Annotated in this window: 11 protein-coding genes; 5 read left to right on the top strand and 6 right to left on the bottom strand. The window is 71.6% G+C overall.

What is annotated here, in order from left to right:
• Positions 1 to 78: 78 nt before the first annotated feature.
• Complete coding sequence (gene xseA, locus E0504_RS21775) at positions 79 to 1,284, bottom strand: exodeoxyribonuclease VII large subunit (protein ID WP_020458495.1); 1,206 nt, start codon at positions 1,282 to 1,284, stop codon at positions 79 to 81.
• Between the two features lie 124 nt (positions 1,285 to 1,408).
• Here xseA and E0504_RS21770 point away from each other — a divergent pair, with 124 nt between their 5' ends.
• The 3 genes from E0504_RS21770 to sthA all read left to right on the top strand — a co-directional run bounded on the left by E0504_RS21770 (position 1,409) and on the right by sthA (position 6,497).
• Complete coding sequence (locus tag E0504_RS21770; RefSeq protein ID WP_071059280.1) at positions 1,409 to 2,371, top strand: 4-hydroxy-3-methylbut-2-enyl diphosphate reductase; 963 nt, start codon at positions 1,409 to 1,411, stop codon at positions 2,369 to 2,371.
• A 649-nt stretch (positions 2,372 to 3,020) separates the two neighbouring features.
• Entirely contained in the window at positions 3,021 to 4,412 is a 1,392-nt protein-coding gene (locus E0504_RS21765) for an aspartate ammonia-lyase (protein WP_131625780.1), read from the top strand.
• Positions 4,413 to 5,078: 666 nt separating this feature from the next.
• Positions 5,079 to 6,497 (top strand): Si-specific NAD(P)(+) transhydrogenase, encoded by a 1,419-nt coding sequence (gene sthA, locus E0504_RS21760; protein WP_020458492.1) that lies wholly within the window; start codon positions 5,079 to 5,081, stop codon positions 6,495 to 6,497.
• Positions 6,498 to 6,504: 7 nt separating this feature from the next.
• Here sthA and E0504_RS21755 read toward each other — a convergent pair whose 3' ends face one another.
• Both E0504_RS21755 and E0504_RS21750 read right to left on the bottom strand, forming a co-directional pair.
• Positions 6,505 to 7,599 (bottom strand): DUF3616 domain-containing protein, encoded by a 1,095-nt coding sequence (locus E0504_RS21755; protein ID WP_235013645.1) that lies wholly within the window; start codon positions 7,597 to 7,599, stop codon positions 6,505 to 6,507.
• Positions 7,600 to 8,302: 703 nt separating this feature from the next.
• Positions 8,303 to 8,854, bottom strand: coding sequence for an NUDIX domain-containing protein (locus tag E0504_RS21750; protein WP_071059275.1), 552 nt, complete (start codon positions 8,852 to 8,854; stop codon positions 8,303 to 8,305).
• A gap of 511 nt (positions 8,855 to 9,365) precedes the next feature.
• On the opposite strand from E0504_RS21750, the gene E0504_RS21745 reads away from it, so the two are divergent.
• Entirely contained in the window at positions 9,366 to 9,935 is a 570-nt protein-coding gene (locus E0504_RS21745) for a hypothetical protein (protein ID WP_131625779.1), read from the top strand.
• A gap of 75 nt (positions 9,936 to 10,010) precedes the next feature.
• Here the strand turns inward: E0504_RS21745 and E0504_RS21740 are convergent, their stop codons facing one another.
• The gene (locus tag E0504_RS21740) at positions 10,011 to 10,667 is read right to left on the bottom strand and encodes a nucleoside monophosphate kinase (protein WP_018502151.1); all 657 of its coding nucleotides are present in this window, start codon (positions 10,665 to 10,667) and stop codon (positions 10,011 to 10,013) included.
• A 507-nt stretch (positions 10,668 to 11,174) separates the two neighbouring features.
• Between E0504_RS21740 and E0504_RS21735 the strand changes: the two genes are divergently transcribed.
• Positions 11,175 to 12,629 (top strand): hypothetical protein, encoded by a 1,455-nt coding sequence (locus tag E0504_RS21735; RefSeq protein WP_112104926.1) that lies wholly within the window; start codon positions 11,175 to 11,177, stop codon positions 12,627 to 12,629.
• An 80-nt stretch (positions 12,630 to 12,709) separates the two neighbouring features.
• Here the strand turns inward: E0504_RS21735 and E0504_RS21730 are convergent, their stop codons facing one another.
• Together E0504_RS21730 and E0504_RS21725 are read right to left on the bottom strand one after the other, a co-directional pair.
• Complete coding sequence (locus E0504_RS21730; RefSeq protein ID WP_071059438.1) at positions 12,710 to 13,447, bottom strand: maleylpyruvate isomerase N-terminal domain-containing protein; 738 nt, start codon at positions 13,445 to 13,447, stop codon at positions 12,710 to 12,712.
• Positions 13,448 to 13,496: 49 nt separating this feature from the next.
• Positions 13,497 to 14,057 (bottom strand): hypothetical protein, encoded by a 561-nt coding sequence (locus tag E0504_RS21725; RefSeq protein ID WP_112104923.1) that lies wholly within the window; start codon positions 14,055 to 14,057, stop codon positions 13,497 to 13,499.
• Positions 14,058 to 14,130: the final 73 nt, after the last annotated feature.

Genomic DNA, 14,130 nt, shown 5'->3' with positions numbered 1-14,130 from the left:
GGGCTCGAGAGCACCGAAAACGCTGAGAACACCGAGAGACGAGAACACCGGGAGAACCGTTCGAGCGCCGCGTGGTGGTCACTCCGCTCTGGCGGCGAAGGTACCGCCCGCGACCCGGACGGTCAGCGGGTCGCCGGCCTCGATCTCGGCCGGTGAGCGGATCACCGCGCCGTCCGCGTTCTGGATCAGGGCGTAGCCGCGTTCCAGCGTGGCCGCCGGGGACAGCGCCCGCATGCGTGCCGCCGCGTGGACGAGGTCGCGCTCGGCGACGTCCACCGCGTGGGTGAGGCAGCGCAGCGAGCGCGAGCGCAGCGCCCCGACGGTCTGCTCGCGCCGGTCGATCTCGCGCAGCGGGGCTGCCAGGACGGGACGGGCCCGCAGGTCCGCCAGCCGGCGTCGTTCGAGGTCGAGGCGGTGCGCGAGGACCCTGCGGGCCCGGCTGCGCAGGGCCTCCACCAGCGCTGACTGCTCGGAGACGTCGGGGACCACACGCTTGGCGGCGTCGGTCGGCGTGGAGGCTCGGACGTCGGCCACAAAGTCGAGCAGGGGGGTGTCCTGCTCGTGTCCGATTGCCGACACGACAGGTGTCCGGGCGGCGACAACGGCGCGCAGCAGGGCCTCGTCCGAGAACGGTAGGAGATCTTCCAGGGAGCCCCCGCCGCGGGCGATGACGATCACCTCGACGGCGCGGTCGGCGTCCAGATCGGACAGCGCGTCGAGGATCTGGCTCACCGCGAGGGGGCCCTGGACCGCCACTTCCCGTAGTTCGATGCGTACCGCGGGCCACCGGCGGCGGGCGTTCTCGATCACGTCGCGCTCGGCGGCGGATGCACGCCCGGTGATGAGGCCGACCGCCGTCGGGAGGAACGGGAGCCGCCGTTTGCGGCTCGCCGCGAAGAGTCCCTCGGCGGCGAGCGTGGCCTTCAGCCGCTCCAGCCGGGCCAGCAGCGCACCGGCCCCCAGAGGGCGAATCTCCACTACAGCAAGGGCCAACGTGCCCCGGCCGGGGTGGAAGCTGGGCTTGCCCCAGACCACCACCCGGGCCCCGTCGACGAGCCCGGGACCGACCGCGTCGCACACCGCCCGGGGGCAGGTGACCCGCAGGGAGACGTCCGCGACAGGGTCGCGCAGGGTGAGGAAGACCGTGTTCATGCCCGGCCGGCGGGAGATCTCGGTGACCTGACCTTCCACCCATACGCGACCGAGCCGGGAGATCCAGTCACCCAACGCCCGGGAGATCGTCCGCACCGGGAGCGGCTCGTCCGGGGTCGAGGTCAGGGGCACCTGTCGAACCGTACGACCTCCCCCACGGGGGAAGGTCACCGGCGGGCCGGACGATGCTGCCCATCCGGTGATGCTCCGCTCGCCGCTCTTCCAGCCTCGCTGCTCCCGCGTAGACTGCTGCGACATGGGGCGGGTCTTGTTGGCCAAGCCGCGCGGCTACTGCGCGGGTGTCGATCGCGCGGTCCAAACCGTCGAGAAGGCACTCGATCTGTACGGGTCGCCGGTGTATGTACGCAAGCAGATCGTGCACAACGCTCACGTCGTCAAGACGCTGGAAGCGAAGGGCGCGATCTTTGTCGAAGAGACCGACGAGGTGCCTCACGGCGCCACGGTGGTGTTCTCGGCGCACGGCGTGGCACCGACGGTCCACGAGGAGGCTTCCTCGCGTCAGCTTCGCACCATTGACGCGACGTGCCCCCTCGTTACCAAGGTCCACTCCGAGGCTCGCCGGTTCGCCAAGGAGGATCTGGACATCCTCCTCATCGGTCATGAGGGCCACGAGGAGGTAGTAGGCACCACCGGCCAGGCGCCGGACCGTATCCATCTGGTCGACGGTCCTGAGGACGCCGCCGCTGTGAAGGTCCGGGACCCGAAGCGGGTCGCGTTCCTCTCGCAGACGACGCTCTCGGTCGACGAGACGCAGACAACGGTCAAGGCGCTTCGCGAGCGGTTCCCGCATCTGCAGGGGCCGCCGAGCGACGACATCTGCTACGCCACCCAGAACCGCCAGGTGGCCGTCAAGGAGATCGCCGAGAAGGTCGACCTGCTCATCGTGGTCGGCTCACCGAACTCCTCCAACTCGGTCCGGCTCGTCGAGGTCGCCCTCGACGCCGGTGCACCCAAGTCGTTCCTCGTGGACGACTGCGCCGAGGTGGATGAGGGCTGGCTCGACGGTGTCGAGACGGTTGGTGTGACGAGCGGGGCGTCCGTCCCCGAGGAACTCGTCACCGGGGTCATGGCGTGGCTGGCGGACCGCGGGTTCAACGACGTCGAGGAAGTCACCTCGGCGGACGAGCACCTGCTGTTCGCGCTCCCGCCGGAGCTGCGTCGCGACATGCGTGCCCGGGAGCGGGCCGCGGGCGCCTGACGCTCGCTCATCCTGAGCGCGCCGACGGCACCAGGCGGCACAGCACTCCAGCGGTACGTCACTCCAGCGATATCCACTCCGCCGACATTCATCCGGCGTCGGCGCCGCCGTCCAAGCCGCATCGCCGCATTCGGGCGGTCGCGGCCGGAGGCGTCGTCGGCGCCGGCACCAACGGGCCGTCCAGCCAGCGCCGGAAATTCCGGTCGGTCGTGCTGCCGGCGGCCCCCTCACGCCTGGGTCACCGCGCGTGGTGTGAGGACCGTGTCCCATCGGGCGGCTGCGCCACCCGGTCGGATGATCGTCGACGCCCGTGCTGGTCACCGGCTTCGCTCGTAGCCCGGTCCACCCATCGTGTTTCTCTCCGTCCGGTGCCGCGCCAGCCTGGTGCGGCACCGGACGTTCGTCTGTGGTGGCCCGGTGACGGGTGCCGGCCGCCCGGCATGCCGCCCGCGCAGGCCCGTCTCGGGCGATGTGACGAGCGCCCGCCGGGGATGCCGGCCGAGGCGACGGATGCACCTGATGTCCTAGGGTCGGCAGTGGCCTGTCATCGCCAGCGCCGCGGGCGGTTCCGCGGCAAGCCGGATCGGCGGCAAGCCAGATCAAGGTCGACGGACATCTCGGGAGATCGGCGCATGAGCGAGCACGAGTCATGAGCGAGCAGGAATACCGCATCGAGCACGACAGCATGGGTGACGTGCGGGTGCCGGCCGCGGCGAAGTGGCGAGCGCAGACGCAGCGGGCGGTCGAGAACTTCCCCGTCTCCGGCCAGCGCATCTCGCGCGCCCACATCGCGGCGCTCGCGCGGATCAAGGCCGCGGCCGCGACCGTGAACGCCAAACTCGGCGTTCTCGACGGTGACATCGCCGCGGCGATCGCCGAGGCCGCCGGCGAGGTGGCCCGGGGCGACTGGGACACCCAGTTCCCGCTCGACGTCTTCCAGACCGGCAGCGGCACGTCGTCCAACATGAACACCAACGAGGTGCTGGCGTCGCTCGCCTCGGAGCGGCTCGGCCGGGCCGTTCACCCGAACGACCACGTGAACGCCTCGCAGTCGTCGAACGACGTGTTCCCGTCCTCGATCCACGTGGCGGCGACCCAGGGGATCGTGCACGAGCTGATCCCCGCGCTCGATCACCTCGCCGTCTCACTGGAGCGGAAGGCGACCGAGTTCGCCGAGGTGGTCAAGTCGGGGCGCACCCACCTCATGGACGCCACGCCGGTGACCCTCGGCCAGGAGTTCGGCGGGTACGCGGCGGCCGTCCGGCTGGGTGTCGAGCGGCTCAACGGCGCGCTGCCCCGGATCGGCGAGCTGCCGCTGGGCGGCACCGCGGTCGGCACCGGCATCAACACGCCGCCGGGGTTCTCGGCGGCGGTCATCGAGGAGCTGGCGGCGAGCACCGGGCTCCCGCTCACCGAAGCCCGCAACCACTTCGAGGCCCAGGCCTCGCGGGACGGCCTCGTCGAGGCGTCCGGCGTGCTGCGGGTGATCGCGGTGTCGCTCTACAAGATCTCGAACGACCTGCGGTGGGCGTCCTCGGGCCCGCGGGCCGGGCTGGGCGAGATCAGGCTGCCGGACCTGCAGCCCGGGTCGTCGATCATGCCCGGCAAGGTGAACCCGGTCATCCCCGAGGCGGTCTGCCAGGTGGTGGCCCAGGTGGTCGGCAACGACGCGGCGGTGGCGTTCGGCGGCTCGGCCGGCAACTTCGAGCTCAACGTGATGCTGCCGGTCATCGCCCGCAACCTGCTCGAGTCGATCTACATCCTGTCGACGATCAGCCGTCTGTTCGCCGACCGCTGCATCGACGGCATCGTCGCGGACGTCGAGCGCTGCCGCCGCTACGCGGAGTCCTCGCCGTCGGTCGTGACGCCACTCAACAAGTACATCGGCTACGAGGAGGCGGCCAAGGTCGCCAAGCAGTCGCTGGCCGAGGAGAAGACGATCCGCGAGGTCGTGATCGAGCGCGGGTACGTCCAGGCCGGCAAGCTCACCGAGGCCGAGCTGGACAGCGCGCTCGACGTCCTGTCGATGACGCACCCGTAGGACGGACCGGTAGGACGGACCGGTAGCCGCACCCGTGGGCGGTCGCCCGCGGGTGCGCCTCCCACGGGTGCTCGGCTTTCGCCGCCGGCACCCTCGGGCGCGACTCGGCCCGTCGGTGCGCTCGATCAGGCGGAACGGGGGGGACGGGCCCGGGTGGGCCCGTAGCGGTGGGACAGGGAACGGACCCGGCTCCACGAACGTGCGGGAGCCGGGTCCCGATGCCGACGCCTGTTCCCCCGGCCACTGGCCGGGAGCACGCCATCCCCACGGCAGGCCAGCATACCCCGTCGCGAGAGCCGTGGAAGACCCCCCAGCCAGCCTCCACGACCCCCGCGACCCCCGATGCCCTGTCCAACGAGGCGGCTCGGCTTTCGTTACGGGCCGCACCACGGATTTCTGGGTTTCCTCCGGCCGGTGGGCGACCACGGGCCGGCACGGGGCCCGGGTGACCACGGGCCGGCACGGGCCGGGTGAGCACGGGTGGACCACGCCGTCCCCCCGCGTCGGCGTGTGACGATGGGAACGCAAGCCATGACATGGCGCGACTGGTGTGACGTTCTGGGGACCTGGGCGAGAAAACGGCGTAACAACACCGACCGCCGGAGGTTCCGGGCCTCCTGGGCGGATAGCCTCGGCGCGACACGATAAATGACAGGGGGAAACGACGTGCACGAGGTCGATGTCCTTGTCATCGGTTCCGGGCCCGGCGGGCAGAAGGCTGCCATCGCCGCGGCCAAACTCGGGCGCAGCGTCGCGGTCGTCGACAAGCGGGACATGATCGGCGGGGTCTGCATCAACACGGGGACCATCCCGTCCAAGACGCTGCGCGAGGCCGTCATGTACCTGACGGGCCTGGCCCAGCGAGAGGTCTACGGCCAGAGCTACCGACTCAAGGACGAGATCACGGTCGCGGACCTCTCCGCACGGACGCAGCACGTGATCGGCCGCGAGATCGACGTGATCCGCAGCCAGCTCACCCGCAACCGGGTCCAGGTCCTCTCCGGGCTCGCGACCTTCCTCGACCCGAACACCGTGAGCGTCCGCGGGCCTGGCGGGGTCGAGGAACGACAGGTCCGCGCCAACAAGATCATCATTGCCACCGGCACCCGGCCGGCCCGGCCCGACTCGGTGGACTTCGACGGCCGCACGGTCGTCGACAGCGACCAGATCCTCGACATCGACCGGATCCCCGGCTCGATGGTCGTGGTCGGCGCCGGAGTGATCGGCATCGAGTACGCCTCGATGTTCGCGGCACTGGGCACAAAGGTCACCGTCGTCGAACGGCGCGACCGGATGCTGGACTTCTGTGACCTGGAGATCATCGAGGCGCTCAAGTACCAGCTGCGCGACCTCGCGGTGACCTTCCGGTTCCGCGAGTCCGTGGTCTCCGTCGAGCGCCACAACGGCGGCACCCTCACGACGCTGGAGAGCGGCAAGAAGATCCCCGCCGACACCGTCATGTACTCCGCCGGGCGGCAGGGGCTCACCGAGGTCCTCCAGTTGCAGAACGCCGGGCTCTCCGCGGACAACCGCGGCCGGATCCTGGTCGGCCCGGACTTCCGCACCGAGGTGGACCACATCTACGCCGTCGGTGACGTGATCGGTTTCCCGGCCCTGGCGGCGACGTCCATGGAGCAGGGGCGGCTGGCCGCCTACGCGGCGTGCGGCGAGCCGGCCACGGGGATGCGGGCCGAGCTGATGCCGATCGGCATCTACACGATCCCGGAGATCTCCTACGTCGGCAGCACCGAGGACGAGCTCACCGAGCGCGCGGTGCCCTTCGAGGTGGGCATCGCCCGCTACCGCGAGCTGGCCCGCGGCGCGATCCTGGGCGACTCCTACGGCATGCTCAAGCTCCTGGTGAGCCCGGAGGACGGCCGGCTGCTCGGCATCCACGTCTTCGGCACCGGGGCCACCGAGCTGGTCCACATCGGGCAGGCCGTGATGGGCTGCGGCGGAACGGTCAACTACCTGGTCGACACCGTCTTCAACTACCCGACCCTGGCGGAGTCCTACAAGGTCGCCGCGCTCGACGCGATGAACAAGATGCGGGCGGTGGCCCGCATCTCGGGCCGTCACCTGTGACGGCGGGCTAGCCGGCGGCGGGCGGCAGGGGCAGGACGTCCGCGATGATCTCGTGGCGGTGCCGGCGGCGGTGCGGAGCGGGGCTGTCGTAGACGACCAGCAGCGCCTGCCCGCCGGAACCACCCGGGTCGGGGATCAGGGTGATGCCCTCGGCGTGGTCCACTCCATCGCCGTAGGGGACGTCCATGATCTTCTCGATGACGGTGCCACGCACCACGACGGACGTCTCCGCCCGCACCGCGCCCCGCCAGGCGTGGATGCGGACCGGGCCGTCGAGATCCATCGTCGGCCCGGCGAGGACGAGCAGGTCGTCCCCGTAGGGGATCATGTCGCGCACCCCGAGGCCGCCCAGGTCGAGGAAGTGCTTGCGGTAGGGGCCGTCGTCGAGCGGGGCGAGCAGCAGGTCGGGGCCGTCGCTGCCGGCCAGCCGCAGCTCGATGACGACGGCCCAGCCGCGCAGCACGGGGCCCCGCAGGCCCAGGTAGATCCGCTCCCCCACGACGGCCAGTCCCTCGATGTCCAGGCCGTTGTCCTTGCTGGGGATCGTGAGGAAGGGCCCCAGGTGCGGGTCGTCGCGCAGCGCGCGGGTGAGCCGGGTGCTCTTGCGTAGGCCCAGGGCCGCCGCCGACAACTTCCGGCCCGGGTTCGCCGGGTCCGGCGCCGATGCGGCCAGCACGGGCCCGTCGGGCGTCTCCACGACCGGTATCCGGCCGATGATGTGCCGGTTGGCGTTGTTGCTCACCTTGGCGAGCCGGGTGAGCGCCGCCTCGGTGGCGTGGTCGGGCCGCACCCGCTTGCGCGTCCTGGCGTGCGACCCGGTGAACCAGAGGTAGCCGCCTGCGAGGTCCAGGCCCTCGATGTCGATCTCCGGCACGACCCCGTCGGCGTCGGCCGGCTCGGGCAGCGCCAGGAAGTCGCCCACCTGGAAGCTCACGTGCCCGCCGTAGCAGTCGCCGTCCGCCGAGCGGGTCACCCGCTCGATCGTCACGGTCTCGTCGCCGCCCAGCCACAGGTGGCTGCCGTCGCAGCGCACCGTCGACAGTGACTCGGCGATGTCGAGCACCATGCGACCGTCGACGAACCGGATCGGAATCGTGTCCACGCCGCTCCCCTTCACCGGCACCCGGCACTCGGCCGCCGGCACCCGTTCCAGGAGCCTACGACCGCGCCCCGTCGTCAGCCGGACGTTGTCCCAGGCAGGACCCGTCCGGCCGAACCCGGCGTCATCCCGAGGCGGGCTCGGAGAGCAGGGATCCACATTGAAGCCCGCCCCCGCCCACCCACCACACTGGTCGCCCCGTCCGGCCCGCTCGCCGAATCCGGTCCGCCCGGAGCGGCCGTGCTTGTCGAATCGCTTTCAGCTAAAGATCCATCAGTACTGCCCGGATATTTTTCCGATCGTCCCCTGACCCCGATCAGGGGACGGGTCGGCGGGGTGCTCAACGGGTCGACTCCGTCGCCGTCCGCCCGAGGGGAATCGCGGGCGGCTGGCGCGGCGGGGGCCTCACCGGGAGCGGGCAGGACCGCCGTGGCAGGGGAAGGCACGAGGAGCAGGCGATGCAGCTGACCAGCGCCAGGGCCAGGGCCATCGACGACAGGGGTCGTCCCCCGCCGACCGGTCCCGCGCGCTGCCACCAGATGTGTGTAGCGGCGGCCGGGACGCGAGAGAAGAGGGTGCGCGTATTGTTTCGCGGATTTCACCGGCCACAGCGACCAGGCCGGCCGACGCCGTGGCCGAGAAATAACCCGGACGCGGATCCGTCACATCACGGAACACATTGTCCGAGGTCATTCGGAGCGGTAGGTCAGACCTCGGCGCGGTTGGAGGCCAGCCGGAGCTTGTCGCCGAGCTTGCCGCGTACGTCGGCGAGGTTCACCCAGCGGCGGGAGATCCCCCGGCCCGACGGCTCGGGCAGCGTGCGGTCGTCGACGTGCAGCAGGAAAGTGGCCTCGTAGTGCACGTGCTCGGGCTCGCTGAGCGCGGGGACGGCGTCGATGGGGTGGGCCGTCACGTCAACGGGTAACACGCTCGCCGGGATCAGGCCGTTCGCCTCGATGTCGGCCTCCGTCGCGAGGTGGCGCAGCGCGGCGCCGAGCAGCGACTGGTCCTCGGGGTCGATGTGCCCGCCCGGCAGCCGCCAGTTCCTGGCGGGGCGCCGCCTGGTCTGCAGCACCCGCCAGTCGGGCGAGACCAGCACCGCACTGCACGTGACATGGGCCGGAGTCGTGGAGCGGGTGACGACGGGCGGCCCATGCAGCGCAAGCACGATCAGGGAACGTAGTAGGTCCGTCTCGTCGGGGTTGGCCTCGATGTACCCCAGCGCAACACCGATCACCGCGTTGTTCGTGACCGCCACAAAAGGAACGTACAGGTGTAAGCCGCCCAAGGCACCCCCCAGATGGGGTGACACTTATCGGACCGGCTCCGTGCGCACTCCCTGACTCCAGGTATGGACAATGGGGGCACAGTGGGCTAAAACGCCATGACCAGCAGGCCTGACGATCAGTCGCCGGAATCGTGCGACCGCGCCGCGCGCCCAACCCGGGCGACCCCGCCCGCGGCGCCCGCCCGCGCCGGGCCCGAGGCGGCGGTGGTCCCGCCTCCGGGTGGCACGTAGTTCCCTATCCCCCACTTGTCCCCCGCCCAATCCACCTGGTTCGCAGGGGATGCCGGGAGTTCCCACGGGATGCGGGGAGTTCCGGGGGCGGGGCGAGTTCGGCGGGATGCGGCGAGTCGTCGCGTTCGTGACACGATGAGACGGGTTCGGACGACGTGCCGCTAGGGTGTCCTCAGTCGATCTTGTGTAGATCCGCCGCATGACGGGCCGCGGCGGCACGGCGCGATCATGAGCACGGGGAGGACCGGGCATGCCGAAAATCGCCCTCACCCAGGTCGGGCCGCGGGTATACCGGGGCAGGCTGCTGGCGGTGGGGATGGCGGCCGTGGCCGCGGTCACCCTCGCCGGCTGCAACGGCTCCGACGGCGACCTGGACGTCCCGAAGCCCTCGGCGAGCCTGCCTACCAGCCTTCCGACCAGCCTGCCCAGCGGCCTGCCGACGTCCCTGCCGACCTCGCTGCCGACGGCGATCCCGACTTCGCTGCCCGGCGTCGGTCGAGTCGACACGGCGACCGGGGCGGAGGCGCTGCGCGGCACGAACATCCCGCCCGACTTCCCGATCCCGCCCGGCGCCACCGTGAAGGTGGGGACGACCACCGGCAGCCGTTCCACCTTCACGATGGAGGGCGTGGACAGCGACGCCGCCCGCGCCTTCTACCGCCAGGCGCTGCCGGCCGCCGGGTACGAGATCACCCGGGACGTCGGTGTCGCCGGCATCGCCAGCTCGATCGAGTTCCGGGGCAAGGGCGTGACCGGGACGATCGGGGCCGCCGGCGTCGGCTCCGCGAACGCGATCGCGGTCGTCTTCCAGAAGCAGTGACTCCCCCGGCCCGGGGGATTACCGCCGGGCCGGCGGATCATCACCGGGCCAGAGTGGATCCGCCGGGCGGGACGGTCACCGTGCCATCGCGCGCGGTGACGGCAGGGCGAACTGGTCGCGGATCTCCGCCTGCACCTCCAGAACGGAGCGCCGCGCGTCGACCACGGCGACCTGCTCCTTGCGCTGGAAGATCTCCATCACCGGCCGGGTCTTCGCGTGGTACTCCGAGAGCCGCACCGCAAGGGCCTCGGGGTTGTCGTCGGAGCGCGTCACCAGCGCGCCCCCACAGACGTCACAGGTGTCCTCGATCTGCGGCCGGCTCGCGATCAGGTTGTAGTCAAGACCACATCGCGAGCACAGCCGGCGGGCCAGCACCCGGCGCACCACCTCCTCGTCCGGCAGGTCGAGGTAGATGACGCCGTCTATGTCGTAGCTCTCCAGGAAGAACTCCGCCTGCCTGGCGTTGCGCGGGAACCCGTCGATGATGAACCCGTAGTTCCAGTCGTGCTCGGTGAGCCGGGTGCGGACCACCGACTCGACGAGGTCGTCGCCCACCAGGTGCCCGCTGGCCACGATCCGCCGCACCTGCGCGCCGATCTTGGTGTGGTTCTGCACGTTCCAGCGGAACACGTCGCCCACGCTGATGTGGACCAGGTCGAGCTCGTCGGCCATCAGCTTCGCCTGGGTCCCCTTCCCGCTGCCCTGCACGCCCATGATCACGAACTTGCGCACGGTGCCTCCCCGCGTGCTTCGACGGCCTGTGGTCGGGCGGCTCCCCACCCAGCCGACGACCCGTGCGGCGGGGAGCCCTGATCTGGCTGCCGATGGCGTGCCATGGGTACGAGCGTTCCTGGCTCCGGGCGTCTGTCTCCACGCGCTCACGCACCCCTGCTGCACGTACCCCTCAAGAATGATGCCGGACGGGCCTGCGCCTCCGCGTCCGCCGCGGGCACGTTCGGAGGGATTCCCGGCCGTCGCGGCGAGCGACATCCGCCACCCGCGGCAGCGGCCACCCCGCTCGCGGACGTCCGAACCCCACCCGCACCCTCAACCAAGAGTGACCAAACGGGTGCCCGCCAACTGGACCTTCCAGGATGACACCCCCATTAGGGGGAGGCCGGCTGCGACCGAACGCGGCTGAGACGTCAGGATGGAGAAACGCAGGATCGCGTGACGATTCGGGACGGGTGGGACGGCCGCGGCGCGGCGGGTGCTCCCGGATCACAGAAGGAGAATCGGGTGCCTGGGGTAATTCGCCGACTGCTCGGTGGCGGGCTCGCCGCCACCCTGCTCGCCGTGACCGTCGCGGCGTGTGACTCGAGCGGTGACGCGCCCGCCGCGCCCGCCGAGGTGGTGCTCGACCGCGCGGCCGAGACGACCGTCCCGTTCAGCGTGGACAACGCGGGCGAGGTCGTGCTCGACGTGACCACGTCCGCCCCGGGCGTCTCCTGGGGAACGGTCGGTTCCGAGTCCGCCGTGGTCTCCGTGTTCGTCGACGGCACCTACACGACGGACGTGGTGATCCCCGCGTCGTTCCCGATCCGGCGCGGCCTGGCCCTCGGCGCGCTCACCCCCGGGAAGCACAACCTGCGGCTGCTGTTCGCCGGGGACCGCTCCCCGCAGGGGTCGTCCACGGCGAAGCTGTCGGACTTCGCCTTCCGCACGATCGCGCCCGGTGACCCCCAGTACGCGGCGGCCCGCAACGCCCCGGTGCTCTACGGGCGCACGGCGGTCAACCCCGCGCTTCTGCCCGGGACACCGGCGACCGGCCCCTTCCAGAACGCCCTCACCGACGCCCCGCTCGTCGCCTTCTACTCCGAGGCCCCGACCGCGGTCTCCGGGCACCGCCTGTTCACCTACTCCATGATCTGGAGCAACGAGGACGGCGGGACGTCCACGCCCGCGCTGATGGCCCGCTGGGGCCGCACCACCGACATCGAGTGGACCTACCAGGTCGAGGTCGACGCCGCCGGCAACGCCGTCCCGGGCAGCGCCGTGATCCAGGCGCCCGAGCACGTCCAGGCCCCGTTCACCGGACGTCTCGAGGGCACCCACCCCGTCCTGCAGACCTGCACGCTGAACAACAACATGTGCGACCCGACGGACGGCAGGATGCGCTTCTCCCTCGCCCTGGGCGAGCCCCTGGACCAGGCGGACGAGGCCCGCGAGCGGGTCATGGACCGCAACCCGTGGACGTACTGGGTGATGGCCCAGGAGGTGAACCGCGAGGGCAAGGTGACCGAGGCCCCCGAGGCGTCGTCCACCGACCTGATCAGCGATCCCCGCAACTACCTGTACCTGGTCATCCGTAAGAGCACGCTGGGCCAGCCGAACACCGACGACGCCTGGGTCGGGCTGTCCGTGGGCGTCCGGCTCTCCGGCAACCCCAACACGTTCCGCTCCAGCGGGGTGTATCCGGCGTGGTCCATCCAGCGGGACTCCCCCGCGCAGACCGCGATCGCGCTCCCGCCGGGCACCGTCGCCGAGGACATCGCCTCCATCCAGGCGACCCGGCTGATCGGCGCGGGATACGACACCGGGGCACGCATCCAGGTCGACTCGATCGAGCAGGCGTTCTTCCTCGGCCCGGACGGCCTGCCGCAGAAGTCCTTCCTGTTCACCCCGGCCAAGGCCACGCTGACCGCCGCGGCCCCCACCGCCACGCTGTTCCGCCGGCCCACCGGCACTTCGTGAGCCGGCGGCGTTCCCGCCGGCGGATCCCTGAGGACACGCCGGCGGGAACGCCGCACCCGCGAGCACCGGGACGGCCTTGATCAGCCCGGCCGCAGCCCGGCCAGGATGGCGGCGTCGCCGTGGACGGCGAGGCCGTCCCCACGCGGACCGGGAGCGGCCGGATCGAGCCGCCCCCACAACGCGAGCAGGACGGGCCCGGCCGGCCCCCGCAGCGCGGCGTCCCCCTTGGCGTGCTCGGGCGTCACCGTGACGGCGGGGCCGTTCAGACGCACCAGCCACTCGCCGGGCAGGTCGGTGAGGTGCACATGCGCGGTGCCCTCGCCCGGCGGCGAGATCCCGGCCGCACGCGCCGCCGGCAGCAGCACCGTCAACACCTCGTCCACGCCGTCCGCGGCCAGCTGCGGGACCAGCTCCGGCGGCGCACCGAACGCGGCGGCGGCGTCCCAGGCGTGCACCTGGAACTCGTTGGCCAGCCGGCGCGGCCAGAACCCGGCCACCTCGGGGGCGAACCCGGCGACGAACGTCCAGGCCGGCGCGCCCGGATCGACGTCACGAAGCACCGTGAGCGTTTCGGTGACCATCCGCCGGTAGTAGGCGGTGAGCTCGCCGGCCTCCGCGGGCGGGCGGGGCACCAGCTCGGGCGGATCGGTCGTTCCCCGCGGCAGGTGGCGCACCGTCGAGGCGAGCAACCGGGCGACGTGGGAGACCAGGCGGCGGCAGTCCCAGCCGGGACAACTCGGGACGGGTGCGTCGAGATCACGCGACGCGGCCGCCAGCAGGGCGTCGGCGTGGGCCTCGAACTGTGCTGGGTAGTCCATCAGCCGAAGTGTCGCAGCATCGAAGCCACGCCGCCCGAACCCGGCCGGCTCAGGCCGGAGGGACCACGAGGGCCGGTTCACCCAGGTCGGACGCCAGCCGAGCCCACAGGCCGTCCGCCGTGTCGAGAGCGGACGTCGTGCGCGTGAGCAGGGTGGGCGGCGGGACGGGCGTGCCGTCGAAGAGGTTGCCGCAGGCCCTGGCCGCGCCGGCGTACGCCGCGGCACCGTCGGACCAGGTCCGAGCCGCCGACTCCAGCGGCGCGGCCGGGATCTCGGCCGCGTCCCGGGCCGCCCGGTCCAGCACCTCACAGGCTGGCCGCAGCGAGATCCCGTCGTTCGCGCCGATGTGGGTGCGCACGTCGGTGGCCGCCCTGGCGACGTCCGTGCGCACCGCCGACGTGGACTGGTACCAGTCGGCCAGCTCGGCCTCGAGGTCGATGGTCGGGGGCGCGGCCGCGCCGGTCTCGGCGTCCGCGCCGTCACCACCGATCAGGAACCACACCCCGATCACCGCGACGAGCCCGACGGCGGCGAGCAGCGCCAGCCCGGTCCGCTGTTCCGGGCGGCTGAGTTCGTCCCACGTCCGGTGGTCGTTGTTGCGGCGAGCCACATGTTCCCCCACGCGCCGAAGTGTGCAGGCACAGAACAGACGCGCAGGCACCCCGCGACGTTGCGATACCCCC

Source organism: Parafrankia sp. BMG5.11 (assembly GCF_004337455.1).
Note: the sequence above shows the minus strand (reverse complement) of the source record. Positions and strands in the feature narration are given on the sequence as shown.

Coding starts and splice junctions, on each gene's coding strand:
- E0504_RS21745 (WP_131625779.1), top strand. CDS start 9,366: ATGCCGAAAATCGCCCTCACCCAGGTCGGGCCGCGGGTATACCGGGGC.
- E0504_RS21730 (WP_071059438.1), bottom strand. CDS start 13,447: ATGGACTACCCAGCACAGTTCGAGGCCCACGCCGACGCCCTGCTGGCG.
- E0504_RS21770 (WP_071059280.1), top strand. CDS start 1,409: ATGGGGCGGGTCTTGTTGGCCAAGCCGCGCGGCTACTGCGCGGGTGTC.
- E0504_RS21765 (WP_131625780.1), top strand. CDS start 3,021: ATGAGCGAGCAGGAATACCGCATCGAGCACGACAGCATGGGTGACGTG.